The 26,827-nt window shown below is 49.7% G+C and carries 26 protein-coding genes; 9 read left to right on the top strand and 17 right to left on the bottom strand.

Annotated features, from left to right (window positions below; genetic code table 11):
- The first annotated feature begins 110 nt into the window (after positions 1–110).
- The 4 genes from ACEPST_RS07065 to ACEPST_RS07050 all read left to right on the top strand — a co-directional run bounded on the left by ACEPST_RS07065 (position 111) and on the right by ACEPST_RS07050 (position 5,778).
- Positions 111–836, top strand: coding sequence for a gamma-glutamyl-gamma-aminobutyrate hydrolase family protein (locus ACEPST_RS07065; protein WP_204121334.1), 726 nt, complete (start codon positions 111–113; stop codon positions 834–836).
- Between the two features lie 81 nt (positions 837–917).
- Positions 918–1,574 (top strand): hypothetical protein, encoded by a 657-nt coding sequence (locus ACEPST_RS07060; protein ID WP_125765362.1) that lies wholly within the window; start codon positions 918–920, stop codon positions 1,572–1,574.
- A gap of 403 nt (positions 1,575–1,977) precedes the next feature.
- Positions 1,978–3,834: a DUF5776 domain-containing protein gene (locus ACEPST_RS07055; protein WP_204121335.1), complete on the top strand. Its 1,857-nt coding sequence runs from the start codon at positions 1,978–1,980 to the stop codon at positions 3,832–3,834.
- A gap of 279 nt (positions 3,835–4,113) precedes the next feature.
- On the top strand, positions 4,114–5,778 hold the full coding sequence (locus tag ACEPST_RS07050) for a MucBP domain-containing protein (protein ID WP_395390593.1): 1,665 nt from the start codon (positions 4,114–4,116) through the stop codon (positions 5,776–5,778).
- Positions 5,779–6,443: 665 nt separating this feature from the next.
- Here the strand turns inward: ACEPST_RS07050 and ACEPST_RS07045 are convergent.
- Positions 6,444–8,288: a S53 family peptidase gene (locus ACEPST_RS07045; protein ID WP_239064513.1), complete on the bottom strand. Its 1,845-nt coding sequence runs from the start codon at positions 8,286–8,288 to the stop codon at positions 6,444–6,446.
- A 576-nt stretch (positions 8,289–8,864) separates the two neighbouring features.
- Positions 8,865–9,749 carry an alpha/beta hydrolase fold domain-containing protein gene (locus tag ACEPST_RS07040; RefSeq protein ID WP_203644330.1) on the bottom strand — a complete coding sequence of 295 codons (885 nt, stop codon included), beginning with the start codon at positions 9,747–9,749 and terminating at the stop codon, positions 8,865–8,867.
- A gap of 168 nt (positions 9,750–9,917) precedes the next feature.
- On the opposite strand from ACEPST_RS07040, the gene ACEPST_RS07035 reads away from it, so the two are divergent.
- Complete coding sequence (locus ACEPST_RS07035) at positions 9,918–10,712, top strand: tyrosine-protein phosphatase (RefSeq protein WP_204121338.1); 795 nt, start codon at positions 9,918–9,920, stop codon at positions 10,710–10,712.
- Positions 10,713–10,790: 78 nt separating this feature from the next.
- Positions 10,791–11,729 carry an alpha/beta hydrolase gene (locus ACEPST_RS07030; protein ID WP_204121339.1) on the top strand — a complete coding sequence of 313 codons (939 nt, stop codon included), beginning with the start codon at positions 10,791–10,793 and terminating at the stop codon, positions 11,727–11,729.
- Positions 11,730–12,114: 385 nt separating this feature from the next.
- On the opposite strand, the gene ACEPST_RS07025 is transcribed toward ACEPST_RS07030, so the two are convergent.
- From ACEPST_RS07025 to purB, 4 genes are all read right to left on the bottom strand, one after another.
- Entirely contained in the window at positions 12,115–12,567 is a 453-nt protein-coding gene (locus tag ACEPST_RS07025; protein ID WP_204121340.1) for a hypothetical protein, read from the bottom strand.
- A gap of 148 nt (positions 12,568–12,715) precedes the next feature.
- Positions 12,716–12,883, bottom strand: a complete 168-nt coding sequence (locus ACEPST_RS07020) for a hypothetical protein (protein ID WP_204121341.1) — start codon at positions 12,881–12,883, stop codon at positions 12,716–12,718.
- Positions 12,884–13,114, bottom strand: coding sequence for a hypothetical protein (locus tag ACEPST_RS07015; protein ID WP_204121342.1), 231 nt, complete (start codon positions 13,112–13,114; stop codon positions 12,884–12,886).
- A 48-nt stretch (positions 13,115–13,162) separates the two neighbouring features.
- On the bottom strand, positions 13,163–14,461 hold the full coding sequence (gene purB, locus ACEPST_RS07010; protein WP_395390592.1) for an adenylosuccinate lyase: 1,299 nt from the start codon (positions 14,459–14,461) through the stop codon (positions 13,163–13,165).
- A 274-nt stretch (positions 14,462–14,735) separates the two neighbouring features.
- Between purB and ACEPST_RS07005 the strand changes: the two genes are divergently transcribed.
- Together ACEPST_RS07005 and ACEPST_RS07000 are read left to right on the top strand one after the other, a co-directional pair.
- A complete protein-coding gene (locus tag ACEPST_RS07005; RefSeq protein WP_204121344.1) occupies positions 14,736–16,022 on the top strand; it encodes an adenylosuccinate synthase in 1,287 nt (428 codons plus the stop codon).
- A 25-nt stretch (positions 16,023–16,047) separates the two neighbouring features.
- Complete coding sequence (locus ACEPST_RS07000) at positions 16,048–17,034, top strand: GMP reductase (protein ID WP_204121345.1); 987 nt, start codon at positions 16,048–16,050, stop codon at positions 17,032–17,034.
- A gap of 63 nt (positions 17,035–17,097) precedes the next feature.
- On the opposite strand, the gene ACEPST_RS06995 is transcribed toward ACEPST_RS07000, so the two are convergent.
- The 6 genes from ACEPST_RS06995 to ACEPST_RS06970 form a co-directional block, all read right to left on the bottom strand.
- The gene (locus ACEPST_RS06995; RefSeq protein WP_204121346.1) at positions 17,098–17,865 is read right to left on the bottom strand and encodes a CPBP family intramembrane glutamic endopeptidase; all 768 of its coding nucleotides are present in this window, start codon (positions 17,863–17,865) and stop codon (positions 17,098–17,100) included.
- Between the two features lie 95 nt (positions 17,866–17,960).
- Positions 17,961–18,662, bottom strand: coding sequence for a B3/4 domain-containing protein (locus ACEPST_RS06990; RefSeq protein WP_204121369.1), 702 nt, complete (start codon positions 18,660–18,662; stop codon positions 17,961–17,963).
- A gap of 164 nt (positions 18,663–18,826) precedes the next feature.
- Positions 18,827–19,258 (bottom strand): universal stress protein, encoded by a 432-nt coding sequence (locus tag ACEPST_RS06985; protein ID WP_203644015.1) that lies wholly within the window; start codon positions 19,256–19,258, stop codon positions 18,827–18,829.
- A gap of 12 nt (positions 19,259–19,270) precedes the next feature.
- Complete coding sequence (locus ACEPST_RS06980) at positions 19,271–20,833, bottom strand: Nramp family divalent metal transporter (protein WP_204121347.1); 1,563 nt, start codon at positions 20,831–20,833, stop codon at positions 19,271–19,273.
- A gap of 501 nt (positions 20,834–21,334) precedes the next feature.
- Positions 21,335–21,766, bottom strand: a complete 432-nt coding sequence (locus ACEPST_RS06975) for a universal stress protein (RefSeq protein ID WP_204121348.1) — start codon at positions 21,764–21,766, stop codon at positions 21,335–21,337.
- A 3-nt stretch (positions 21,767–21,769) separates the two neighbouring features.
- Positions 21,770–23,362: an Nramp family divalent metal transporter gene (locus ACEPST_RS06970; protein WP_203644013.1), complete on the bottom strand. Its 1,593-nt coding sequence runs from the start codon at positions 23,360–23,362 to the stop codon at positions 21,770–21,772.
- Positions 23,363–23,754: 392 nt separating this feature from the next.
- Here ACEPST_RS06970 and ACEPST_RS06965 point away from each other — a divergent pair, with 392 nt between their 5' ends.
- A complete protein-coding gene (locus tag ACEPST_RS06965) occupies positions 23,755–24,420 on the top strand; it encodes a metal-dependent transcriptional regulator (RefSeq protein ID WP_204121349.1) in 666 nt (221 codons plus the stop codon).
- 202 nt (positions 24,421–24,622) lie between these two features.
- On the opposite strand, the gene ACEPST_RS06960 is transcribed toward ACEPST_RS06965, so the two are convergent.
- The 5 genes from ACEPST_RS06960 to ACEPST_RS06940 all read right to left on the bottom strand — a co-directional run bounded on the left by ACEPST_RS06960 (position 24,623) and on the right by ACEPST_RS06940 (position 26,792).
- Positions 24,623–24,958 (bottom strand): hypothetical protein, encoded by a 336-nt coding sequence (locus ACEPST_RS06960; protein WP_204121350.1) that lies wholly within the window; start codon positions 24,956–24,958, stop codon positions 24,623–24,625.
- Between the two features lie 41 nt (positions 24,959–24,999).
- Complete coding sequence (locus ACEPST_RS06955; RefSeq protein WP_204121351.1) at positions 25,000–25,332, bottom strand: hypothetical protein; 333 nt, start codon at positions 25,330–25,332, stop codon at positions 25,000–25,002.
- A 262-nt stretch (positions 25,333–25,594) separates the two neighbouring features.
- Positions 25,595–25,921: a hypothetical protein gene (locus ACEPST_RS06950; RefSeq protein WP_204121352.1), complete on the bottom strand. Its 327-nt coding sequence runs from the start codon at positions 25,919–25,921 to the stop codon at positions 25,595–25,597.
- Between the two features lie 77 nt (positions 25,922–25,998).
- Positions 25,999–26,349, bottom strand: a complete 351-nt coding sequence (locus tag ACEPST_RS06945; RefSeq protein WP_395390591.1) for a hypothetical protein — start codon at positions 26,347–26,349, stop codon at positions 25,999–26,001.
- 80 nt (positions 26,350–26,429) lie between these two features.
- The gene (locus ACEPST_RS06940; protein WP_204121354.1) at positions 26,430–26,792 is read right to left on the bottom strand and encodes a hypothetical protein; all 363 of its coding nucleotides are present in this window, start codon (positions 26,790–26,792) and stop codon (positions 26,430–26,432) included.
- Positions 26,793–26,827: the final 35 nt, after the last annotated feature.

Here is a 26,827-nt window from a genome sequence, read left to right as displayed (position 1 = left end):
GATTGCTCTTCGGCTCCGTGCGTCCGCCTACCGCGTTTCGGTCAATTTGGGCCGCCCGGTAAGGCGCTGACAACAACAGTTTAACCCGAAAAAAGAGAGGAAGCGACGCTATGCGTCCACGTATTGCTTTGCCCGCCGACACGCTCGACGAGGCGACGAACATTATTAATGAAAGAAACGCGGCCTTTGCGCCCCGACCGGCCGTTGAAGCCATTGTCAAAACTGGCGGTCTGCCAATTATTTTGCCTAGTATCGATCCCGAAGATGTCGCCGATTACCTGTCCCTATTTGACGGGGTCGCCTTCTTGGGTGGTGCCGACGTTGACCCGACCTTCTTTGGCGAGGAACCGCACGTTCGGTTGGGCAAGACCTACCGCAAGCGCGACCTGTTTGAAATCGAACTGCTGAAGCAGGCGGTTGCTGCCAACAAGGCCATTCTCGGTATTTGTCGTGGCCTGCAATTGATCAATGTTGGCTTGGGTGGCACGCTCTACCAGGACCTGAGTGAAGACCCCACGGCCCAGATTAAACACAGTCAGGCCGCCATGGGCAACCAACCCAGCCACCACGTCACCGTCGTTTCCGGCAGCACACTGGCCACGTTGACTGGCGACCGCCCGTACGTGAATTCCCGGCACCACCAGGCCATCAAGGATGTCGCCCCAAGTTTACGCGTCACGGCGACGGCCGACGACCAGGTCATCGAAGCGCTGGAATCCAAGGACACCGACCAAATCTTAGGTGTGCAGTGGCATCCCGAGAATATGTACAAGCACCACGCCGAATCGCGGCAAATTTTCCAAAATTTCGTCGACCGGGCCGCAGCTCGCATGTAAAATTGTGGTAAAGGCCCTTTTCATTGGCCGCCACTTCCTATACACTAGAGCTTGTAGCAAAAAAATCGGAGGCGAGCATCAGTGGCAAAAATGAAGGACTTTGGGCAACGCATGCGCTTTTTGGGTTTCTCTATCGTCCTGAACTCAGCCGCTAACGCTTTAACCATCTCAACCAACCTCGGGAGTGCCGTCTGGACGGGGTCTTCCGTCAACCTGGCCAACTGGATCAACGTTCCATTGGGAACCACCCTGTTCATGTATGGCATCGTGATTACCCTGTTGAACCAACTGTTACTGGGGCAATTTGACCGCAGGCGGTTTATTTCCAACCTGCTGTATATCATTCCCTTCAGTTACCTGGTCGAGTGGATCGGATACTTCTGGAATTGGATTGGCGTCGGTCGTCTGCCGTTAACTGGGCGGGTCATCGTCGATATCATTGGCCTGTTTGGCGTGGCCTTTGCCGTCTCCATTTATAACCGGTGTAATATCATCATGCATCCCAATGACGATCTGGCCTATATCCTGCGATTTAAATACCTGCGGGGATCGGCTATCATTGCCCAGTGGGCCAGTTACGCACCACCCCTGCTAATCATCATTCTCTCCTATATTTTCACGGGCGAGTTACACGCGATTGGCTTCGGGACGGTTTGGGCGTTAGTCACCCAGGGAATCGTCATGGGTTGGGCAGATTACCACGTCTTCCCTCAGTTAAAACATCATGTGGATGTGTAACCTCAAAATTTACTAACAATTTTCTCATTTAATTTCAGCAGCGTCGTTTGACTCTTCGGAGCCGAACGACGCTGCTCTTTTTGTGCTTGGTTTTGCTGGCCAACTAATCGGTCGATAAATATAAGGACAACTATCGTCGTTCAGAAAGACTGACCTCATCAGTTTTCACCGGGTCAGTTTCGACAGCTTACCATCCCCACGGAACTTTCTGGCCCAAAACCGTTCCGTCCTTTTGCCATTCTATCAATTGTGTGCAATTTTATTTAAACGGTTACATTTACACATTAAACTTTTATTCAATCTTCATGAACGCCGTTACAATACGATTTACACTAGCAATTATTACCGAAATCATGGTATACTGCATTTAATAAATAGAATAAAAGTAAAGGGAGTGTGCTAAATGACTAGGGGACTTAGCAAATTAATGACTGCCACCTTCACACTGATTTTATTAGGGGGCGTGGCCACACCAGCGGTGGCTTACGCGGATTTTTCGACAGATACTGTCGTAGCTTCGACTAAAGCTGACGACAAAATCACCTATCACGTTGGTGCCGTTGAAACGCCTTATGTCTTAATTTCTTCAACCAGCGGCATCAAGAAGACCCCCATTGTTACTGGTTGGCCAGATTCTTTAACAACTGAACAGCTCAACGATAACGACTACATGACAAAGTTTATCGCTGATCATCCAGAAAACACGGTTAGTGATTCTAATGACGTTAGAGATACCATGCTTGGAATCGCCGCGAATGAACTTACAGCGAGCCCTAAGGAATCCTATGCAGATTTTATACTAGCTTCCTCAGGACCGGCTGGTAATGGTTATACCGCAGAGAGCCTTGCAAAACTGTCGCTCCTAAACTCCTATGTGAAGCTTTGGGATGCGTACATCCACGTAAACTTAAGCCTGAAGCTTATGAATCGCGAGGATGTCATTAAAGATTATGTAGAGAACGCTGCACCCGAACTGCTCAAACTAAACGCTCCTCAATCAGTCATTGACGCCTACAATCCTGGAAATTACCCAGAAGAAACCTTTAACGATAAGCTGGCTAAAGTATACGAAAGCGATTATGTCATGCTCAAAGAAAATCAACTTTTTAGCAAGATTTCTGATGAGCAGTTCGTCAAACTCGACCCCGCTAAGACTATCAATGAACAACTAAAACTATGGTTAGCCCCCCTTTCCAATTACTACACTAAGCTTCCCGATGGTTCATACAAAGTAAGCGGACTAATGGCAACTGGCTTCCAATTTCTAAACTTTGGTACGCCCGACCCCGTCATCCCCGACCCAACACCAACGCCCGCCAAGAGCCAACCCGTGACGGTGACCTACGTCGATGACCAAGGCAAAACGCTGGCACCCAGCAAGACGCTGACCGGCGACCTGGATGCCACCTACCAGAGTGACGCCCTGAGCATCGCCGGCTACAAGCTGAGCAAGACGCCCGCCAACGCCACTGGCAAGTTTACCAGCGACGCACAGACCGTGACCTACGTGTACACTAAGCAAGGCACGCTGCAAAGCGGTTCAGCGGCCGACACCATTGAGACCAACACGCTGGCTCCTAAGGGCGCCGTCGTTTACGCTACCAAGAAGGTCGGCCTCTACAAGACGGCCACCTTCTCCAAGAAGAACCTGAAGCGCTGGTACGTGAAGAAGTCCCGGATGAACCGGCCGATGTTTGTGGTCACCGGCTACGCGACCTCTAAGAACGGTGTCAAACGGTACCGCGTCAAGGACGTCAACCACCACAGCAAGACGGCTGGCAAGACCGGTTACCTCACGACCAACAACGCCTACACCACGCCCGTTTACTACGCAGCTAAGCACAAGACCGTGACGGTGATCAATCCAACTGGGGTCAACAGTTACGCCAAGAAGACGTTAACCGGCAAAAAGACCCACTACCGTCAAGGACAAACGCTGACCGTTAAGAAAGTGGTTTCCAACAAGTTAACGACCCGTTTCGTTCTCAAAAATGGCCGTTACATGACCGCTAACAAGAAACTGGTTCAGGCGGGTAAAGTCACGATGCCACGGCAGATCAAGACTAAACACGCCATCAACCGTTACAGCAACGTTAGTCTCACCAAGCAGAATAGACACCTCAAGAAAGGCACCAAATTAGCCGTCCGCGGCTGGGCTTACTCGAACGCCAACGACTTCAGTAAACACGACACGCTGCGGTACCACGTGGCTGGCGGGTACATCACCGCTAACCGGCACCTGGTGAAAACCGTTCGTTGATGTGATTTCTTGAAATGAAGCTCTGACCCTACCGGTCGGGGCTTCTTTTTTTACGGATTTCCCCTATTTTCATGAGAACTATATAGGAATTCTTTTTCTCACGTTAACCCATTTTATAAAATCTGTGCAATGTTAATTCAACTGATTAACGACCTTTGAAATCATTTGTTGAACTAGCTATAATCGCCTTTATATGGGCGATTGTTGTAGCTTTTAGCCCTATATCCATGGTATACTGCTACTAGATAATAGGACAAAAAGTAAAAGGAGTGTTCAAAAATGACTAGGGGCTTTAGACAACTCGTGACCGTGAGTCTCGCCATGATTTTATTTGGCGGGATTCTCAGTCCCAGCGTCATTCACGCTGAAGCCGCCACCGCCGTCCCAACCGCTACGACTCAAGCTGCCAAACAAACCTACACCATTAGTTCTGTCGAGCTACCCTACACGAAACTGATTGCGAACCAGCAAGTTACCAAGGATTACTGGTTCCAAAAGGATATGACCGCTGATCCCGATGGTGGGCCCCACGCCCTCACCGTTGGTCAATTGGAAAATACTGGCTACATGGACAACTTCGTCAAATACAACAATAACGACGATATGGCCGCCAGCCTGCCTTATATTTATCAAGGCCTCTACGCCGACCCAACCATTGCCAAGGACACGACTGTCGGCGAATTTTTATACGTTCAGAATACCGAGGACTTTTCTAGCGCCGCTGACTATATCGAAAGTAGCCGCCTCAGCACTTTCATCACCACCTGGTGGCTGAAAAACCTTGCACAATATCAAATCGACCAGAGTAATTATGCGCAAATGCAGTCGGATTACCACAGTTTCTTGCGTGACTATCTGGTTACCACTGGCGCGGACACCAGCGTTATGACCCAGTATGACTCCATGTTCGCTGCGCAAGAAAATTTTGAAGACCAATATATTCAGAACATGCTCTACAACCAGCTATTCCCCGGTCTCATCCAAGCGAACTACCTAGGCCAGTATACCAACGAACAATTGACCCAGTTGAATCCAGAAATCTCCGCGGCGGAAACGGAACGCGCCATGAACCAACCGATGGCTGACTTCCTGTTACCACAAGGGGATGGCACCTACCAAGTCAGCGGCCTCCTGATGGCCATCGAGTTTAAAATTTTCAGTTCCGATGACGCCCTGTTGCCACCGACTACGACACCAGATCCGAATCCCAACCCGCAGCCAACGCCCGACCCAGAACCCGTGACCAGTCAACCGGTGACGGTCCGTTACGTCGATACCGCTGGCAAGGTGATTGCCCCGGCCAAAAGGTTGACGGGTGACCTGGGAACGAGCTATCAGAGTACCGCGCTGAAAATTGCCAACTACACCTTAAAGACGACGCCAACCAACGCCACTGGTAAATTTACCAGCCAGGCGCAGACCGTCACCTACGTGTACCAGGCCATTCTGACGAGTGGTGCTGGGGCCGCGGTCGTGGCACCTAAGGGCACAGTGGTTTACGCCACTAAGAAGATTGGCCTGTATCGGTCAGCCACCTTCACTAAAAAGGCTCGTAAACAATGGTACGCGAAAAAGTCGCGGCAAAACCGGCCGATGTTTGTCGTCACCGGCTATGCTACCTCCAAGAACGGCGTCAAACGTTACCGCGTGAAGGACGTCAACCACCACAGTAAGACCGCTGGCAAGACCGGTTATATCACGGCCAACAGCCGCTACACTGCTCGCGTGTATTATGCTAAGAAACAACCTAAGATCACCGTGATCAACAAAGCCGGCGTCAACGCCTACAGTAAAAAGTCCCTGACGGGCAAGCGCCACCACTACCGTCAAGGCCAGGTCCTCAAGGTGAAGAAAATTGTGACCCACAACCTGACGACCCGGTTCGTCCTCACCAACGGCACCTACGTCACCGCTAACAAGAAGCTGGTTCAGACGGTTAAATAGTCCATCGTTGGCCGCCTTACCGGGCGGTGAAAATAGCCCGGAACGCGGTGGGAAGGACGCGGGAAGCCTGAGTTTCGGTCTTCCCACTTGCTTTGAGCCGCCAACACCGCGTCTCAAAGTCACCATTTCCTGAAGAGCACAGGAAATCCCACGGCTGAGGCTATTTTCACCACCCTCACGGCTAACATTGTGTTTAACCATCCGACCAACATCCGTTGCGTTAGTGACGTCGATTATCTACTTTCTATGTAAATCAAAAGCAGCAGTCCACCATTTGGGTGAGCTGCTGGTTTTTTGATTACGATGCTTATATTATTTAGCCATAACGTCGACAGCCTGGATAAATCAGTTAGCCAGTCAGTCACAAGCTTGCGGGTTAAACCCGTGTCAGCCGCAGGGCTGGGAAAACTGGGCCGGTCGTGGGAGTGACCAGAGGCGCGCCAAGGTGCCCAGCTGTGTCGATGGTCTTAACTGAGCGATTTTCTCAGTTTAGAGCATGGGACAACCTTTGAGACCGCACTTCGGCTCAAAGTTGAGGTCCCAGACCGCCCTTTGGCTGGAACCGGCCCCACAGCAGGGCGCCTTGAGCGCGCCGCCGGGAACGGACGCGACCAGGACCAGTTTTCACCAGCCCGAAGGCGATGATAAAACCCAGTTTAACCCAGTTATTTGAAGACCTTGGCTAACTGGTCGAAGTCCAGGGTACCCAAGCCGGCCGCCTGGTTATAAGTCTTCCCCGGCTGCCCAACGTAGAACAGATTCCCGTTGTTCGTGGCCGAATCCAATTTGGTAAACGGTGACTGACTCGTCTGGGCCAACGCATAAAGCTGTGGATTCCACAGACCCATACGCTTACTGCGCCCGCTGTTGATAACGGCCGCCATCGCCGCAAACTGTGGTGCCACGACGCTGGTTCCGCCGGTCAGTTCCCAGCCATCTGCGCTGGTGTATTCGTCATACCCCGTCAACGGATCGGCGTTGGCCACGACGTCTGGGAAGTTTCGCCCACTGGCCGTCCCGGTGATCAGGCTCGGATTTTCTCGTGGCAACCCACTCGCCGTCAGGTATTGGCGGGCGTTATAGGTGTTCACGCCAGACACGCCCTTTTGATACTGCGGGGTCGCGTACAGTTCGGAAATACCGCCGCCACTGCCGCTCTGAAGCGTGTCCATCAAATCAGAATTCTTTTTGAAAAAGCCTTCATCTTGGAAGTAGGCGCCAAAGAGTTCGTCGCCGCCCCAGGTCCGTTCCTTGGGGATGTCGACCTTGATGCCGTTGGCCAGCGTACCAGAGACTGGCAACGTGGTCCCACCAGTAGCCGTGACCCACGGATTGTTGGCAGGGAAGTTGGCGTAAATGCCTTCGTTGGTGTTGCCCTGGCTGTCGAGCTCTTCGCCATAGGCCCCGGTGTCCCCGCTTGCCGCAAAGGTCGAAATCCCTTGAATCGCGCCCTGTGCCAGCAACGTGTTCATGATGCTGCCATAAAGTGGCGTTAACAGGTGCTCCTTGTTCAGGCTCTGGAGCACGCCTTCGGATAGGCCCCAGCTCAACGACAACGAACTGGCTTGGTTCTCACCAAAGGCTGTCGCAAACGCATTGAGCCAACCCACGTCGCTCAGTGAAGCCGTGTACACGCGAATCTTGGCTTTTGGCGCGATGGCCCCGGCCTGTTCAACGTCCAGCGAAGTTTCCTCGTTGCCCGGATCGACGTTGCCCCAGATATTCATGCCACCAGTGGTCTTCACACTGATTCGGCTCGCGGACGACGCAACGCCTTCCTCAGACCAGAAATGCGTGATGTCATTCTGGTTGACCTTACTAAAGCTAATGATACCAATCGTTTGGCCTTTGCCGTCATTGCCCTTGGCCAGGTTCGTCGCATTGTACTGGCTCAAGAAATTCTGCGGCGCACCATCACTGGTTGGCCCGTCGGAACTGGTGCTGGACGTATCCGCCAAGCTACTCATCTTCGCCAGGTTGGTGATGCCGACGACCGCCTTGATGGGCTTCGCCACGTTACTTGGCAACTTCGGCGTCTTCTTAGAAAATTGAATTTTCTTGCCGTGATAGGTGGCCGTCTTCAGGTTCGTCGCAAAGGTCTTGTTCACGGCCGCCGTGCTCCCCTTGATCTGCATGATCAGGCCGTCGTTAAAGGTCGTGACCTTAAACTTGCGTGACTTGAAATACTTGGCCAAACGTTTTGTGGTGGTCGTGGACTGTCCAAATTTTTGCCGGAACTGTTTGGGCGTCAGGTAAGACTTAAACTGCTTATTCCCCGACGTATTCACGGCGTAGGCGGTCTTGGTCAGCTGTGCGCTATTCCGCGTGTTGAGGACCAGGTCCAGCGTCACGGTTTTACTACCAGAAACGGATTTCACATTTTTTAAATTGGTTAATTCACTCTCACGGTACGGTGTCGCCAGCGTGCTGGTGCTAGCCGCGGTCGCTGTGACGCCACCGAAACTGCCCAGCCCCACAATTAAGCCGGCCACAATCAGACGAATCCTCATGAGCATCCCCTCCATTTAAGCTTCATTATACCCCGCCACTCCGCGAAAAGGTGGCACAAATCACTAGTTGCTGATGACATAATTAAATGGTCGAACCAAGGTCCCGCTAAATGGTGGGTGACCGTTACCGGCCGTAGTGGTCTTACCGCTTACGTTTGTGAGCAATTGAAATGGTTTCACGGGTTAAGGGCGGGGCAATTTCGTGATTTTGACGGACTTTTGGTGGGTTAACTAAAAACAGGTTGCCGTGACCTTGTTTTGGGGGTCGCGGCAACCTGTTGTTTTGGGTTGAATGTATTTTAGGTTGAATGCGTCTTGTACATAATGGTTGTTGGGGGTTAATACTGGGACTAGTTTGAGACTCGTTTAGCCCGAGATATCCCTTTTATTTTGGCTTGTCTCGGTTCGTTGCTCTGGCTCTACACGGAACAATTCTGGTCCTGGCAGCTTTCGAAACGTGCTACGCGGGGCAGGTCCCTGCGCTTAACCCCGGTTCAGCAATGACCCAAGTTCAGGGTCATCACTGAACCGACGTTAATGCTCAGGACCTAACCGCCCCGCTCCGCACTCTACACTCTATAACTTCCCAGTCAAAATAAACTGCTTAACTTCCTTCAACGTCCGCTTGGACTCGGGTAGCTTGCCCCACAGGATGTAATCGTGGAGCATCGACTTCAGTTCGTGAACCTTGGCTGGCGTACCGCTAGCTTCGTTTAGCTTTTGAATCAGCCGTTCGTCATCTGCCGCCAATAATTCATTGGTCCCGTAATATAGGAGGATTGGCCCCAAGTCGTCAAAATCGCCGTAAATGGGGCTGACGAGGGGATCGGTCACGGGGTGGTCTCCCGCGTAATCGAAGCCAATTTTTTTCAAAGTGGCCAGTGTGAGATACGGATCGTGCTTGGCCGCCGTTTGGAGGTCAGGATTCATCATGCTCAGGTCGGTCCACGGCGAAATCAGCACCGTCCCGGCTGGCAAGGGTTCTTGGTGAATTTTCAATTGTTGTAACAAGGTCAGCGCTAAGCCACCCCCAGCCGAGTCCCCCATCAGGAAGAACTGATCGTCCGGATACTGGGCCCGCAGGTAATCGTAGGCGTTCATGGCAAAAATCACCGTTTCGTCAACCGTTGCCTCTGGAACCAGGGGGTAATCAATGTAGGAGATTCGCAAATTAGCCTGTTGGACCAACGTTTCCATCAATTCACGATGGCTGTCGATGCCCTGCATGGTGTACGCCCCGCCGTGAAATAACAACACGTGTTGCGGTAATGGTGCGCCCGACGCAGCGGTCAGGATGCGGCCGCCAAAGACTTTGCGTTCCTTAGTCACGATGGTAGCCGGAAACTTTTCTGGCACCACGGCCCGGTTTTGCCGGCTGGGCTGTAAAAATGCTTGTTGAATCTGCTGTTTGAGCTGACTGTGCTGGGTCTTGAAGAGTAACCATTTCCCGCGCAAACTCACGACTATCACCCTTATCTTTTTTGACTTCATTTTTTGCTCGACTCATATTGCCAGTATACAGCGTTTCCACTAAAAACGCTTCCCTCAGATTGAATTACTAGGTAATTTCCCGAAAAACCGTTAGAATAGAAGGCGTAACAGTAAATCTGAAAGGGTGGCAAGAAACCAATGACAAATAACCGAAAATTAAACGTGACGGGCGGCTGGAACTTCCGAGAACTGGGCGGTTACACCACCGTTGACGGCCACTCGGTTAAGTGGCACAAGTTATTGCGGACAGACGGGCTAGCGCGCCTCACCCCGGATGACCAACAATTATTGACGGACTACGGCGTTGTTGCCGACGTTGATTTCCGTTCCAACGATGAAAAGAAACTGGCACCGGACAAGGTTCCGGCTGGCGTAACCTATCATTTTCTCCCCGTCTTTCCGGCTGGCGATGAAACCGACGCTTCAGCCACACAGGAAGAACTCGAAGCCCGGTTCAACGGCGATGACCAGGCTGGGTACCGCCACATGTTAGACGTTTACCAGAAAATGGTGACGTTGCCCACGGCGCAGGAAGCCTACCACAACTTTTTCGGCACGCTCCTCAGCAATGAAACGGCCGATCAATCCGTGCTCTTCCACTGTACCGCTGGTAAGGACCGGACCGGGATGGGCGCGTTCTTAGCCTTGAGCGCCCTGAATGTTGATCCCCAAACCATTCATCAGGACTACCTATTAACGAATCCAAACGTTATGCCACTGGTAGACCGCCAAAGTGACAAAGCTCGTGAAGAAGGCCATTCAGAAGCCTTTGTGACCAACATCCGGGCACTGTCCACGGTCAACCCCGACTATTTAGACGCGGCAACGAAGGTCATCAACACCCAATACGGTGGCACCCAAGATTATTTGCACGACGTTCTGGGCTTATCCCACAGTGACTTAACTACTTTGAAACGACTTTATTTGGACTAAACATCCACGCCAGGCTAACCGTTTTAACGGGTAGTCTGGTTTTTTAACCCCACCTACTACGAAAGGAACTGATTGCTGATGAAGAAAAAAACGTTGACTTGGGCCCTGCCACTTGCCGGAATCGCCCTGACCTCACTGGCTGCCAGTGAACACCTCTTTAATTTCGCCTTTAAGCGCGTGAATTACGTCCCAGAAACCTCTGCGGACAAGCAAAAATACGCCGATGCCTATTACGCCTACGTTGATTGGTACCAGAAGATTCCTAAGGAAAAATGGTACCTGCACGAACACGACCCGAAAAACCGGATGGTGGCGGAGTACATCCCCGCGGAAACGCCAAGCGCCAAGACCGTGATCATTTCTCACGGTTATAAGGGTAACGGTGAAACGATGGCAAACTTTGCCCAGATGTACCATCGCCTGGGCTTCAACGTCCTGTTGCCGGACGACCGGGGTCACGGTGAGAGTGCCGGTAAGTATATCAGTTTTGGGTGGCTAGACCGGTTGGATTACCTGCAATGGATCCAGCAAGTCATCGACCGTGCCGACAACGACGTCAAAATTTTGTTATTTGGTGTCAGTATGGGCGGCGCCACGATGGAGATGCTCTCCGGTGAAAGTCTGCCCCCTCAGGTCAAGGCCATCATCGCCGACTGTGGTTACTCCAGTATCGAGGCCGAATTGACTTACCTGTTGAAGCGACAATTTCATTTACCTAAATACCCCATCGAACCCCTCGTCAGTACCATTTCCAAGCGTCGATTGGGCTACTACTTGGGCGATGTGACCGCTACGGAACAATTGCGGAAAAACCAGCGGCCAATTCTCTTTATCCACGGCGAAAAGGACGTCTACGTGCCCGTGGGCATGGCTTACGAAAACTACGCCGCCACTCACGCACCGAAACAATTGTGGATTGTGAAAAATGCCTCTCACGCGGAAAGTTTCTGGACTAACCCGGCGCGTTACCAACAACATGTGACGGAATTCCTGCAAACCTACTTCGACGAGGACTGAAGCTTAAGCCTAACTTAACGGCGTTTACGGCTCCCTTACGATTATCGTAGAATCTTCACACTTTAGTTTTTCTTTAGTAATTTGTCAAAAAGTCATCACGAATTTGGCCCTTTTCTCTTCACAAGCGGCGGGTATAGTAAACATCATAGTAATTAGCCAATAACTATTACTAACCAAATTCTATATCCAATCCCTTTTAGATTCTCTCCCCCTAAGAGAATCCTTCCTGATTAGGTTCCCTCAAGCCTAATCACCCCTCTAAGTTGCGTTTACACCCCCTATGTAAATGCACTCCTCATGAAAAAAAGGTTCGCCGTACTCTTCCCCGAGAGTGCGACGAACCTTTTATTTTGGGCTGGAATTCTACCCCCACCTGAACATCGACTTACTTCGCCCGTGTTAAGGTTTCTGGCTTTGACCACGCGCGTTTAAACCGAGATGTCATGACGATTTTGTTCTTACCTTTTCTGGTAATCTTAACCCGATTACTACCACTGGATGGAAGCTTATCAGCAGGCTTAATCACATACTTGTTCTTAGCAGAATGCTTAATTTTCACGAGATGATTGAACGTATTGACCGAGCTCAACTCCTGGTGACTATTGATCCATCTACCATGACTTTGATAAAAACAATCTGTTTCACCGATATACTTCTTGCTAAATTTATAACGAACCCGTACGCCGCCTGGCACATAGCTACTCCACCAGTGACCCCGCAACACCTTCGGCAAACCAGTCTTCCAACTAGCCGCTTGTGCCGTCTGGGGTGTACTGCCAAATACTACGGCAACTGAGAGGGCTGCTAGTAGCATTAAAATCATTCTCTTGAACTTCAAACCTTGTCACTCCTTGTTTATGTATAGACTCATGGTTAGTCTACTACGAACTAAATGGTCTTAAAAAGTGCGGGACGTAAGGCAGAACACCATTAGACACCAAAAAAGTCCAGAAGACCTCTCCTGGACTTTTCCTGTTTACTTTATGCTATTTATCTTTAATTTGGCGCCAAGCTTCGGCGAACCCGATAGTCTTATCGTTACTATGTTCCCTAATCTGCCGGTCAACACCTTGATTAATTAGGAACAAGGTCTCTTGAAGTGAACGCCATTCATCCGCATCCACCACAATCTTTTCAGAAGGCTTCTCACTCACCTACAACCACCGCCAAGCCTTATACAGATCCTGCCGGTGCTGCGTCTCGTGCGTTTGGGTTGCCTGAGTCAGTTGTGCTTGAATGGCTGCCCACTGCGCTTCACTCATCAAAATGGCGCCGTCATCAGTTTGCTGAGGTGACGCAATCTTAACGGCCTTTCCGGCATGAACTTGCCGTAACAACTCTAACAAATTCTGTTGCGCATCAATTGGTGAATACACTTTTTCCATTGGCCATTCCTCCCATAGTTCACAGACAAGCTAACGACGTCGACAAACCTATTTGGTTAACCCTAAGCGATCAAAGATAAAGTCCACGCGGCGCAAATGGTAATGATAATCAAACGCATCATCGATTTGATCCGGCGTTAACCGTTGCGTAATTTCTGCATTAGCTTCCACTAGTGGCCGGAACTGCGTTTGTTGGTCCCAGGCTTGGGCAGTCAATGGTTGGACTAAGTCATAAGCGGCCTCACGACTAAGTCCCGTTTCAATCAGCTTCAGCAATAACCGTTGGCTGTAAATCAAGCCGTACGTCCGGTTCATATTGGCCTTCATGGTTTCTGGGAAGACATCTAGGTTCGTCAAGATGCGGTTAATCCGGTGCAAAATGTAGTCTAACAGCGTCGTGCTCTCAGGCAAAATCATGCGTTCAGCTGAAGAATGGGAAATGTCCCGCTCGTGCCAGAGACTCACGTTCTCATACGCCGTGACCATGGTTCCCCGTAAGACACGGGCCAGCCCGGTCACGTTTTCGGAACCGATGGGATTACGCTTGTGTGGCATGGCTGAGGAGCCCTTTTGCCCGGCACTAAAATGTTCTTCCACTTCATGGATTTCTGAGCGTTGTAGGCTCCGAATCTCCGTGGCAATATTTTCAACACCCGTTCCGATCAAGGCCAACATTGAAATGTAGTCTGCGTGCAAGTCCCGTGGCAGTACTTGGCTGGCAATTGGTTGCGCACTGATACCCAGCTCTTCACACACTGAGGCTTCGACTTCTGGTGGCACATTAGCAAACGTTCCGACTGCCCCACTGATTTTCCCAGTCTCCACGGCGGTTGCGGCTTGGTCAAAGCGCGCCAAGTTCCGTTCCATTTCCGCGTAGAAGCGCGCAATCTTTAAGCCAAACGTGGTGGGTTCGGCCTGAACCCCGTGGGTCCGTCCAATCATAACCGTGTCTTTATAATGAAGCGCCATGTCCTTAAGCGTCGCAATCAACGTCACCAAATCCTGTCGTAACACGGCGTTGGCTTGTTTTAATCGGTAACCCTGAGCCGTGTCGACCACGTCCGTACTGGTGACCCCAAAGTGAATCCATTTGCGTTCGGCACCTAGTGATTCCGAAACATCCCGCGTAAAGGCGACCATATCATGGTGGGTAACGGCTTCAATCTCGGCAATACGGTCGACATCAAAGGTCGCGTTCTCACGAATCTTACGTGCATCTTCAGCGGGGACTTCGCCCAACTTTGCCCAAGCCTCGTCAATGGCAATCTCCACGGCAAGCCAAGACTGATACTGGTTTTCTAGGGACCAAATCTGGCCCATCTCTGGTCGGGTATAGCGTTCTAACATGCACATTTCCTCCTCAAAAATAGGTGAAACACGAACATTAATTTTAATTTTCGTTCTTTTCTCTGATATCTATTTTAGCACAGAATATCCCACTTTAGCTAGTGTTTTACGTGGTATATCCCTTATTAATTAATTTCTACCCATAATTAAAAGAACTTTATACTGCATTATTAAATAAATTGTTCGCTTTTCGCTTGCTTTTTAATTCCGAACTTGATACACTTATTCTTGCTGGGTGTTCGGCCCGGCAAATAATAACGATGAGGTGTTTGCAATGTCATCAACAGTAGTAGTTGGTAGTCAATGGGGCGATGAAGGTAAAGGAAAGATCACGGATTTTCTGAGTGAGAAGGCTGATGTCATTGCCCGCTACCAAGGTGGTGACAACGCCGGCCACACCATTGTTTTCAATGGTCAAACGTTCAAGTTACGGCTGATTCCTTCTGGGATTTTCTACGCCGACAAGCTGAGCGTGATTGGTAATGGGGTCGTCGTCAATCCGAAATCTCTGATTGAAGAGCTGACTTACCTCCATGAAAATGGCATCTCTACCGATAATTTACGGATTTCCGACCGGGCACACGTGATTCTGCCCTACCACATCTTGTTAGACCAAGCGCAAGAAAAGGCGAAGGAAAACAAGATTGGGACCACCAACAAGGGTATCGGCCCGGCTTACATGGATAAAGCCGAACGAATCGGGATTCGTATCGCGGATCTGTTGGATCACGACATTTTTGCTGATAAATTACGCCAAAACTTAATTGAAAAGAATAATGTTTTAACCAAGTTATACGATGTCGAACCACTTAACTTTGCTGATGTTTTCGATGAATACTATGCACTGGGCCAACAAATCAAAGGCCACGTCACCGACACATCCGTCGTGATCAACGACGCGATTGATGCCGGCAAGAACGTCCTCTTCGAAGGCGCTCAAGGGGTGATGTTGGATATCGACCACGGGACTTACCCCTTCGTCACGTCCTCGAACCCCGTTGCCGGTGGGGTAACCATCGGTGCCGGCGTTGGCCCGACCAAAATCGACCACGTTGTCGGTGTCTGCAAGGCCTACACGTCACGAGTTGGTGATGGTCCTTTCCCTACTGAACTCTTTGATGAAATCGGGGACACCATCCGTGAGATTGGCCACGAATACGGGACAGTTACCAAGCGTCCTCGTCGAATCGGCTGGTTCGACAGCGTCGTTCTCCGCCACGCCAAGCGCGTTTCTGGTTTAACGAGCCTGTCTCTGAACTGCCTCGATGTGTTGACTGGTCTCAAGACCGTCAAGATCTGCAAGGCTTACGAATTAAACGGCGAGGCTATTTACCACTACCCCGCTAGCCTGGTTGACCTGGACGCTTGCCAACCCATCTATGAAGAATTCCCTGGCTGGACGGAAGACATCACCGGCTGTCACTCAGTCGAAGAACTTCCCGTCAACGCCCAAAACTACGTCAAGCGCCTCGCCGAACTGGTGGGTGTGGATATTGCCACACTCTCCGTCGGCCCCGACCGCGAACAGACCAACATTTTACAAGACGTCTGGAACGCCTAACCCCACGAACAAGGAGTGACTGCACATGCATCCTGCTGAAGTATTTGATTACGAAGACATTCAACTAATTCCTAACAAATGTATCATCGACAGTCGAAGCGAGGCCGATACTAGTATTGAATTCGGTCCCCATCGATTTAAAATTCCGGTCGTTCCCGCAAACATGGAAACGGTCATCAATGAACCCCTAGCCATTTGGCTGGCTCAACATGATTATTTCTACGTCATGCACCGGTTTCACCCAGAAGAACGCCGCGGCTTCATTGAACGGATGCACGCCAAGTCCCTCTTTGCTTCCATTAGTGTAGGGGTCAAAGACGACGAGCACGCCTTCATTGACGAACTGGCCGCAGCCAACCTGGTGCCTGAATACATCACGATTGATATCGCGCACGGCCACAGTGACGCAGTCATTCGGATGATCAAACAGATCAAGACGAAGCTGCCTGATAGCTTCGTGATTGCCGGAAACGTCGGCACTCCTGAAGCCGTTCGGGAATTGGAAAACGCCGGTGCGGACGCTACCAAGGTTGGTATCGGACCTGGTAAGGCCTGCATCACCAAGCTCAAGACGGGCTTCGGGACCGGCGGCTGGCAACTCGCAGCCGTTCGGCTCTGTGCCAAGGCTGCCCGGAAACCGATCATCGCTGACGGTGGGATCCGCTACAACGGCGACATCGCCAAGTCGATTCGTTTCGGTGCCAGCATGGTCATGATTGGCTCAATGTTAGCCGGTCACGAACAATCGCCTGGTAGCCTGTTAACCATCGACGGCCGGACCTTCAAGCAATACTGGGGTTCCGCCTCTGAAAAACAAAAAGGTGCCTACCGCAACGTTGAGGGCAAGCAGATGCTGGTCCCTTACCGTGGCGATATCGCCAATACGTTAAACGCCATGCAAGAAGACCTGCAATCCTCAATTTCCTACGCAGGTGGTCGTAATCTGCTGGACATTCGGACCGTAGACTACGTTATCGTGAAGAGTTCCATCATGAACGGCGACAATTACTAATTAAACTAAAAGTCACGCGTCCTTTCCGGTGTGGAAAGTGACGCGTGACTTTTTGCTTATCATTTAGTTTAAAAAACGAGCTCGAATGTCAGCCAACTTAGACCGCCGCAACATGAACCAGGCAATGCCGCCATAGACGACCAGTGGCCCAATGCCAGCCCAAGCAGGTAAATTTACCCCCTGCTGAAGCAATCCCGTATTGACCAACACCTGGGCATCCTCCAAGAAATGCCACGCAATCGTCCACAACAAGCTCCCCGTCCGGAGATACATGGCACTCGTCAGCAGGCCAAAACCGAACGCCATCAGGACCTGCCCGACAGTCATGGTCAGACTTTGGTGTGACAGATTGATCAAGTGACTCGCAGCAAACAATAGACTACTGGAAATTGCCGCTAACCACACGCCCCACCGCACATTGTTAGCAAACCGCCGGAGAAAGCCGCCGAGCAAGACGCCTCTAAACAGCAGCTCCTCAAAGATGGCAATCAGCAGCGCCAGTAACACCAGCAGGGCTGAGTGTCCCGTAAAGTGTTTGGCCGTGACCAGTAAGGACCCGTTCACCACCATAAAAAACACGGGTCCCCCGTTAGTCTTAACCTGTTGCCAAAATGACAGTTCCGACTTTAAATGAATCGGCACACCTAACCAAAACCGGTTAGCCAAGCAAACGATTATTAGGACAACAATTTCTTCTAAAAATGATGTTAACGTCGTCGACAAGCTGGCTTTTTTCAGCAAGTAGCCGACGACATTCATCACGACAATCACCAGTACCCACGTTAGGATGAGCTGGTACGCCGGCTGTCTTCTCCCCTGATTTAATTCCAAGAAAATTCTCCCCTTCTGTTTCCACTAAAAATTCAGTCTATCGCTAACCAACACAAGCTTCCCCGAAATTTCTGTATCAGTAGCGATTAAACTAGTTACTTCGTTTCCGCGGTCAAAATGGCCGTCTTATCCGGTTTGATCCCGAAATAGGTTGGAATTAATTCGGCTAAGGCTGCCATGGCTTCATTGGCACGGGCAGCCTGGTCCGCGTTGACCGATTCCATCACAACAATGCCGTTGGTGGTGTCGTCCGTCAACATGGTCCGTTGGGCTTCCCGCCAATTCAGGCTCCGGCATACGGCGCCTTCATCATCGTAGTAAATCATCTCGCCAGCCCGGGCCGGGTCATCCTCTTCCGCACCTAATGGGAAGAAGGATTCGCCACCTTGCGCCGTGCCTAAATGCAGGTCACCAGCAATTTTATCCCGGTCTTCAATGCCGACTGGCACGCCATAACGCAGTGAAATGCTGTTATACACGTCAACCAGTGGCTCGATTGGAGTGAACTCGTGACCCTGGCTAGCCCGCTTTAACAAGGCTTCAATCGAAGAACGTGCCCCTTTACGCTTAGGGAATTGTTGGTAAGCATCCCGCCATTCGGCCACGACCGGGTTGTTCCGGAAGGGGTCAACCTTGGTAAATTTGTCAGATTCTGCCGTCGCCGTACGCAATAATTCTTGGCGTTCAGCCAGATTATCATCCGTATCGTGGTTATCAAAACCCGTCAGCCACATCAAATTGATCTGGGCCTCCGGATACGTTTGCCAAAAACTATCGTCAATAATGACATCCTTCATCGTCATAATTCTATTCATCCTTTCGGTTAATCGCTGGTTTAAATTCTTACTCTCTCATCATAAGCCACTGGAAAAAAATTGCAACGATAGTCAAAAACGGCCCATCCTATTTTACGGATGAGTCGTTTTGTGTGTTTTTTATGGGAATTTTTTCTAACTCTGCTTTACCGAATCACCAGCACCGAGACCGGCGCATACTTAGCCATGTACGCGGCCTGGCTACCAAAGTGACGACTGACGCCCTTCTTGGCGATCGACCCGACAATGAGAATGTCCGGCTTAACCTGGGGAATGATTTCCTTCACGATGGTTTCACCCGGCTCGCCCTCCGCAATCATGATGCGGACATCGGCAACCCCCGCGTCTTCTGCCTGTTGCTGGTACTCACGAACATGCCGTTTCAAATCATCATATTGGCCGTGGATGAAATCCGTATCCAATGCCTGGTAAACGTTCATGGTTTCTTTTTCCAAAACCGACGCAATCACCAGCTCGGCACCGTCTCGTTTTGCCTGATGAATCGCGTACCTAAAGGCTAGCAAGGCATCCGCCGAATCGTCGACGCCGACTAAAATTCGTTTAAACGTGGTTGGCATGCACTCATCCCCCTACTTTCCCTTTGCCGCTAGCGATGCGGCTAAGCGCTTGTTGCCAAAATGTAATTCCACGATGGTCCACGCCAGCAAGCCCAGCACGGCCGCAATCAACGCGTAGGCAATGCCATTGGCCAAGGCCAACGTGCCACCCGTCACGTTACTGCCGAAGAAGGCCTGAACTTGCCCCGGCATGCCTTCCAGGTTCAACCCGGTCAAGGCAATGACGGAGAACCAGCCTAAAATCTTAAGCCACCAGGAGTTCTTGAAACGCTCGCCCATTTCCAATTTGCTATCCGTCATCATCAAGAGGGGCAGCATGGAGAATGGCAGGGCAAACGCCAGAAAGACTTGCGAATTGTTCATTAAATCATTCAGCGCCTCGTGCTCCGCAATCGCACTCTTGCCGCTGGTCAACATGACACAGATCAAGACGGGAATCACGGACAGTAACCGGGTCACCAACCGTCGCAACCACAGTGGCATCCGCATGTGCACGAAGCCTTCCATGATGACTTGCCCAGACAAGGTCCCGGTAATCGTGGAATTTTGCCCGGAAGCCAGCAAGGCCACAGCGAACAACGTGGATAAAACCCCGGTCCGTGCGACACTGCTCAAGACACCATTGCTCATGGTCGTCGTATCTGACAGCGCGTGGAACAGGCCGAAGAACGAAGGGTCCTTGACTGCGCCGGTCTTGAAGACGGCAACCCCCATGATCAACAGTAAGGCGTTGACAAAGAAGGCAAAGGTCAGTTGAATGTTAGAATCCAGCCCAGCAAATTTGACCGTCCGCGCCACGTCTTCCTCATCGTTGTGGTCGATCGACCGCGTCTGTGAAATGGCCGAATGCAGGTACAAATTGTGCGGCATGACGGTGGCCCCAATGATGCCGAGAGCCCCGTTCAATGGCGTCATTCCAGCAACCGCATGACCAGTTGAGAACGTTTCACCGGTGGGAATCAGGCCCTTGAAGACGCCACCCCAATCGGGATTGGACAAAGCGACCTGATACACAAAGACGAAGAGAATCACCATAATCAAGCAAACCACGATGGCTTCAATTTTTCGAAAGCCGACCTTGGTCAGCAATAATAGCAACAGCACATCAAAGACCGTGATGAAGACGGCAATGATCAACGGAATGTGGAACAGCAGGTACAACGCAATCGCTGCCCCAATGACTTCCGCGATATCCGTCGCCATGATGGCCAATTCGGTTAATAACCATAGGACCACCCCCAGTGACTTGCTGGTCCGCGCGCGAATGGCTTGGGCCAGATCCATCTGACTCACGATACCAAGTTTAGCCGCCATGTATTGCAACAGCATCGCAATCAAACTTGACATCAAGATGACAGACATCAGCAGGTACTGAAAATTTTGACCACCGGTAATTGACGTCGACCAGTTCCCGGGATCCATGTACCCCACGGCAACCAACGCACCAGGCCCTGAGTACGCAAACAAGGTTTTCCAGAAACCAATGTCCTTGGGCACCTTGACCGTCCCATTGATTTCTTCTAGTGAGCGGCCGTTCGCATATTCAATCAGCTTGTGCTTCTTTTCTTCTGGCATGCTCTCACTCCTCCTGGCCAACTTTTCTGACCAAGGCTAGTGTACGGCAATGCCTAGCTAACGGCACTGTTAAATGCCGAGTCGTTAAATTTAGGGGGCTGCCGGTTAAGTTTAAGGAATCAAAAAAGCCGCTAGACCACGTTTTAGTGGGCTAACGGCTTAGTTCGTACGCTTTTACTATCTTACATCAACGTGATTTCGCCTGCCGGGCAGTTAAAAATAGGCCGGAACGCGGTGGGCAGGACGCCAGAAGCCTGAGAAGCGGTCTTCTGACTCGCTTTGAACCGCATAAACCGCGTTTCAAAGTCGCCATTTCCTGAGGAAAATCCTCAGGAAATCCCACGGCTGAGCCTATTTTTAACTACCCTCTCGGCTAACATTGATGTAACACATCAGCTCTAACTGAAAAACTTTCTCTACGACCAAGACTTACTTAGTCAATAAATCAGTCAGTATCTACATTAATAAGTTCAAATTTTCTATACTTACTACTTTAATCCCCTACCGAATGACCATCACAGAAATGGGTGCGTACTTTGCCATGTAGGCCGCTTGGCTCCCGAAGTAGCGGCTGACGCCCTTCTTGGCGATTGAGCCGATGACCAGTAAGTCTGGCTTGACGTGTGGAATCACATCGCGGACGATGGTTTCCCCTGGTTCGCCTTCCGCGATAACCATTTTCACGTCTGCGACACCGGCATCTTGGGCCTGCTTTTGATAGGCTTGCATGTGCTCACGCAACTCGTCCCGTTCCCCGTGGACGTAGTCGCTATCTAAGGCCTGGTAGACGTTCATGTCATCATGTTCCAGAACCGACACAATAATCAGTTCGGCTGAATCTCGTTTAGCTTGGTGAATGGCGTAGTCAAACGCTAATAATGCGTCTGCTGAGTCATCGACCCCCACTAAAATTCGTTTAAATGTCGTTGCCATGAGCTATGCCTCCTCGTTTCCTAAAGACTTCTCAGCCTTTTCAGCTGCAAGTTCTGCGACTAAGCGCTTGCTCCCCTTATGAAGCTCCACCATCATCCAAATCAGTAGGATGATAATAGCTGCATCTAAGACATAAGCAATCACGTTTGCCGTGGATGTTTGGCTCGCCGTAATGGCATTGCCGTAGAATCCTTGGATAGAAGCTGGCATGTTGATCAGGTTCAGGTAGGTCAAGGCCAGCACAGAAATCCAGCCGAGCACCTTGATCCACAGCGCGTTCTTGAACCGCTTGCCCATTTCAACCGCACTATCCGTCATCATTAACAACGGCAGCATGGAGAATGGCAGGGCAAAGGCCAAGAAGACTTGCGAGTTGTTCATCAAATCATTTAACGCCTCATGTTCATCGATGGCACTCTTGCCACTGGTCAACATGACACAAATCAAGACAGGAATCACGGACAGTAGCCGGGTGACTAAACGCCGCAACCACAATGGCATCCGCATGTGCACGAAACCTTCCATGATAACTTGACCAGACAAAGTCCCAGTAATCGTTGAGTTTTGCCCAGAAGCTAACAAGGCAACGGCAAACAGCGTTGACAGAATCCCCGTCCGTGCCACGCCGGCTAACACCCCGTTACTCATGGTACTGGTGTCAGACAGGGCTTGGAACAAGCCGAAGAACGACGGGTCTTTGACGGACCCACTCTTGAAGACGGCAACCCCCATGATCAGCAGTAAGGCGTTCACGAAGAAGGCCAAAGTCAATTGGATGTTGGAGTCCCAGCTGGTAAATTTAACCGTCCGGGCCACGTCTTCTTCATCCTTGTGATCAATCTCCCGCGTTTGCGAAATAGCTGAATGCAGGTAAAGGTTATGGGGCATAACCGTCGCCCCGATAATTCCCAAGGCCCCACTGATAGGCGTTTGTCCACCAATGTGTGGCGTTGAGGCAACTGTCTTCATGCTAGGAATCAAACCGCCAAAGACGCCACCCCAGTCAGGGTTAGACAAGGCGACTTCATAAGCGAAGACCACCAAGATTACTAAGATCAAGCAAACCACGATGGCTTCAATCTTCCGGAACCCAATCTTGGTCAGTAACAATAAGAGCAAAACATCTAACACCGTGATAAACACGGCAATGACCAATGGAATGTGGAACAGCAGATATAAGGCAATCGCGGCCCCAATAACTTCCGCAATATCCGTTGCCATAATGGCAAACTCCGTCATGATCCACAGCACGATGCCGAGGGACTTGCTGGTCCGTGCCCGAATGGCTTGGGCCAAGTCCATTTGACTCACGATACCAAGTTTAGCCGCCATGTATTGCAGTAACATCGCGATCAAACTTGAAATCAAGATAATCGACATTAATAAGTATTGGAAATTTTGCCCACCAGTGATGGACGTTGACCAGTTACCTGGATCCATGTAACCGACCGCAACTAACGCACCAGGCCCGGAATACATAAATAGTGTTTTCCAGAACCCTTTCCCCTTTGGCACTTTAACAGTACCGTTAATCTCTTCAAGTGACCGCCCATTGGCATATTCAATGAGTTTGTGCTTCTTTGGTGTATCACTCAAAATCAAGACCCCCTTCTGTTTCCTACAAGGCCCATTGTACCGTAAAGTTCACTTAAATCAAATAGAAATTTAGGGTGGCTTAACTTTAAAATGTGAACTTGTTAATAATAATATTCGTAATTTAAGCGGTTTCATCCCCGGCCCTTCGCCACTGAATTTAGTGAACTGAATAAGTGAAATCCATCGAAAAGTTTTTTTGGTTCACAAAACTTTCCAACGATAAACGCCGTTAATTAGGCGTTTTATTTTAAAATAAACATATAAGACTATCACGATATTTATGATTACTCAGAAATATTTGCAACTTTCGGCCGTTACCAGTAGAATTTAAACTAGTAAAATAAATTTTTAGGGGTACTTAACTATTTTCAATTCACTGGGGAGTTGATTGGATGTCGAACCATCAAAATACTTATTTAAAAATCATCGCGGAGTGTAGCTTTGCCCGCCCTCGCGTCAGCAATAAACAAATTATTCACTTCGCCAACGTGACACCTGCCACAGTCACCGAGACGACCCGCCAACTACAGACGCAGGGTCTCGTTCATCGGCGCCGCTATACGGGGGTGACGCTGACCGAACAGGGTAAAGCTGTCGCTGGCCAGTTACTCTACGCTTACCGGCTGTGCGAGGTCTTTTGTGATCAGCAGTTACACCTACCTCTCGCGCAGATTCCAACGCAGGCCTGGCAAATGGCCGATGCCTTAACACCCGTCACGGTGAGCGCGCTGGCCGAATACCTCGACCACCCACAGCGGAGTCCCTTTGGCGGCCTGCTGGATTCGACGGCCCTGCCGGACGATAGCCACATCACCCGTCTCAGCGACGTGCCAGTGGCGACGACCGTCACCCTAACCGGCTACCTGGAAACGGCCAATTTGGTGGCTTACGTCAACCACCTGGACCTCCCGTTGAACGTGCCGATTACGATTACCGCGCGCGATGAGGAGCTCCATCTGCTCTATCTGCGACTGCCGGACGACCGGGAAGTGACCGTGAATACGTTGGTAGCCACGTACTTGTATACGGTGCCGGTCATGGCTTCGGTTGAAAGTTAAGCGATTAGAATACGTTAAAGGCAGCAGGTACGACTTTAGGAATTACGTCGTGCCTGCTGCCTTTTTAGATTGTGCCTTGTTAGGCTGTTGGAATCGTTATGGAGATAATGTAAGCTCGCTCACATCATTTCCAAATACATCATTGCCCATCTGTTAGTCATTCTCTTTCTGTTCAGGCTAAGGGTGTGTTTTAGCCACTTATCTAACTAAAAAAGCCAAAATAGATAACCATCCCCAGCACCATGAGACTAAAACTAATAATTGCGAATCGTTTTTGCTTTAAAAATGAACAGAGCGTAAATGCTAGCGCAAAGACTGTAGTCATCCCCCACACCCAATTATTAATCGGGGAAGCCACCTGAGCGGAAATGGCTTCCTCATTTATCATGTAACCTAGAATACAAAATGCCGTAACTATGAGCCCAACGAATCCAAATAATTTCATGGGTATTTGACTATTACGCAATATCATCCCTTCTCCCCAGCCATTTCGTATGTCCTTTAGTCCATTTCGTAAATCGCTAATCAGGTCACTCATCAATCTTGCTCCCGCTGTCTTGACAACACGCTACTCATTATTTAGACAGCATTCGCAATGTATGTTGCTTTATAAAATGGACTATTTCCACCCATCTTCGATACACTCAGCATGCTGACATCTCCTCCTGCGAGGTAAGATTCAAATGGCTTTACGCTATAAATGTCACCTGCTGCTTCCTTTTGTATGACAGTCGGCGTGTCTTTCACAGTTAACCTAGTCGGATTAGCTACAATCGCTGACTTCAAACTTAAATCCTCTATCATTCGTAATCGAACTGCATTTTTCGGTGAAAATGGTATCACGAAAGCTCCTACCACAATAAGAAGTATTGTAGAAAAAAATATAATGATTTTTGAAAATAGCTTGTTCAAAATAATCCCCCCCAGCACAATTCACAAGGAACAGCCTATCTAAATACCACATATGTATGCAAACTGAGCAAATACACTGAAAAGTGTCATATATTCGCAAAATCCATTGAGAAAAGCAACAGTCACATGATGATAGTCTCACAGCATTTCTTAAACAGTCCGCTTCTATTCCAATTGTCGTGTCACTCTTTCTCTATATTGTCGATCATCTTTCACAAGTGACAATGTGGCTTCAAAAAATCCAGTGAATCATTCAAGCTTCTTATCCCAAAGGATACGCCGAATATGCTTGATATTTATGCAAACCAACTCTTTTAACTCGAACAGCGTATATTGGCACACCTGCGGGGCCTGCCGAAAAATTGATGTTTACGCCATAACAAGTTAATTTATTATTACCCGATTGTAGTTTACTATCAGCTCGTGACATAACTTTTGGGAATGCAAACATAGAAGCAATTGGATGACCGTTCTTTAATACATACAAGCGAACCGCATTTTGAGGTGAATACGGAATAGCTGTTGCAACAGTTGTAGCGCTCCATACAACTGCAAAGAGCAAAAACATTAGAATAATTCTTTTCTTCAAATAACTTCCCCCAGACACACCCATTTTAACTAACCCATGCCTTACTTATCGTCAAACCAAGTCTTGCGGATTCCTCCTTACGGTCCAACTGCATAGGCAAGTGTCGCAACATACTTATTATAAAAATGGTTTTTAGAAACCTTATGTACCACTAAGACATCCACGTCGGCACTATCCGTAGAAAAAGGCACATTGATTTGATAATGCATCTGTTTCTTGCTTCCGCTGTAGTACTTAATTTCTGATTTAGGCAGCTTGCTGGGGCCTGAAAGCACAGCCGCAAACGGATGCCCGCTTTGTAAAATACACAGTCTAACGGCGTTGCTCGGGATAAATGGGGTAAATGTCAGAAGCAACACCAACAATACCAGTACCATCCACAACCAGCTAACAGGCCATTTAATCCATTGCTTAGCGTTATGGCGCACGCCACTCACCAACTTTCCTTATATTTTTTCGAATCACTGCTTAAAATAGACTCTGTAAAGCATATCTGATGCACCTTTAGCTACCGTTCCCGGTAGTCTCGATAAGTGCCATACACAAAATACCCACAAACAATTGTCAGAATTAAAACCCGAAGCCAGAAGAAATATTGAACATAGTAATTAAAATAAGCAAAAAAGGCCAAACCAATCATACTCACAATCAGTAAAATCCAGTTAGGTAGGCGCCTCACGAAAATTAAAAGCCCCCAAAGTAAATTCACCCACATGCCAATATTTATAATTGTCCACCGCATTCCCCACGGTTCCGAGCCAGCACCAGCATTGCTTGCTAAAATTTCTAGTCCGTGTCCCAAAGCTAGAAGCAGTACCACCAACCCGAGTATCAGATTGCCCCATTTGTTCATTGTTCTTTTTCTGTTCATGCTAAGTGCCTCCACTCACCCGATGTCATACAGGT

This window comes from Levilactobacillus sp. FUA 3915 (assembly GCF_044053135.1).
Taxonomy (GTDB): domain Bacteria; phylum Bacillota; class Bacilli; order Lactobacillales; family Lactobacillaceae; genus Levilactobacillus; species Levilactobacillus lanxiensis.
The sequence above is the reverse complement of the archived record's forward strand: the minus strand, read 5'-3'. Positions and strand labels throughout refer to the sequence as shown.

Excerpts from the sequence above, each read along its gene's own strand:
- ACEPST_RS07055 (WP_204121335.1), top strand. The coding sequence starts at position 1,978 with ATGACTAGGGGACTTAGCAAATTAATGACTGCCACCTTCACACTGATT.
- ACEPST_RS06960 (WP_204121350.1), bottom strand. The coding sequence starts at position 24,958 with ATGAGTGACCTGATTAGCGATTTACGAAATGGACTAAAGGACATACGA.
- ACEPST_RS06985 (WP_203644015.1), bottom strand. The coding sequence starts at position 19,258 with ATGCCAACCACGTTTAAACGAATTTTAGTCGGCGTCGACGATTCGGCG.
- ACEPST_RS07000 (WP_204121345.1), top strand. The coding sequence starts at position 16,048 with ATGCATCCTGCTGAAGTATTTGATTACGAAGACATTCAACTAATTCCT.
- ACEPST_RS07045 (WP_239064513.1), bottom strand. The coding sequence starts at position 8,288 with ATGAGGATTCGTCTGATTGTGGCCGGCTTAATTGTGGGGCTGGGCAGT.
- ACEPST_RS06990 (WP_204121369.1), bottom strand. The coding sequence starts at position 18,662 with ATGAAGGATGTCATTATTGACGATAGTTTTTGGCAAACGTATCCGGAG.
- ACEPST_RS07015 (WP_204121342.1), bottom strand. The coding sequence starts at position 13,114 with ATGGAAAAAGTGTATTCACCAATTGATGCGCAACAGAATTTGTTAGAG.
- ACEPST_RS06965 (WP_204121349.1), top strand. The coding sequence starts at position 23,755 with ATGTCGAACCATCAAAATACTTATTTAAAAATCATCGCGGAGTGTAGC.
- ACEPST_RS06980 (WP_204121347.1), bottom strand. The coding sequence starts at position 20,833 with ATGCCAGAAGAAAAGAAGCACAAGCTGATTGAATATGCGAACGGCCGC.
- ACEPST_RS07030 (WP_204121339.1), top strand. The coding sequence starts at position 10,791 with ATGAAGAAAAAAACGTTGACTTGGGCCCTGCCACTTGCCGGAATCGCC.
- ACEPST_RS07050 (WP_395390593.1), top strand. The coding sequence starts at position 4,114 with ATGACTAGGGGCTTTAGACAACTCGTGACCGTGAGTCTCGCCATGATT.
- ACEPST_RS06940 (WP_204121354.1), bottom strand. The coding sequence starts at position 26,792 with ATGAACAGAAAAAGAACAATGAACAAATGGGGCAATCTGATACTCGGG.
- ACEPST_RS07065 (WP_204121334.1), top strand. The coding sequence starts at position 111 with ATGCGTCCACGTATTGCTTTGCCCGCCGACACGCTCGACGAGGCGACG.
- ACEPST_RS07035 (WP_204121338.1), top strand. The coding sequence starts at position 9,918 with ATGACAAATAACCGAAAATTAAACGTGACGGGCGGCTGGAACTTCCGA.
- purB (WP_395390592.1), bottom strand. The coding sequence starts at position 14,461 with ATGTTAGAACGCTATACCCGACCAGAGATGGGCCAGATTTGGTCCCTA.
- ACEPST_RS06975 (WP_204121348.1), bottom strand. The coding sequence starts at position 21,766 with ATGGCAACGACATTTAAACGAATTTTAGTGGGGGTCGATGACTCAGCA.
- ACEPST_RS07005 (WP_204121344.1), top strand. The coding sequence starts at position 14,736 with ATGTCATCAACAGTAGTAGTTGGTAGTCAATGGGGCGATGAAGGTAAA.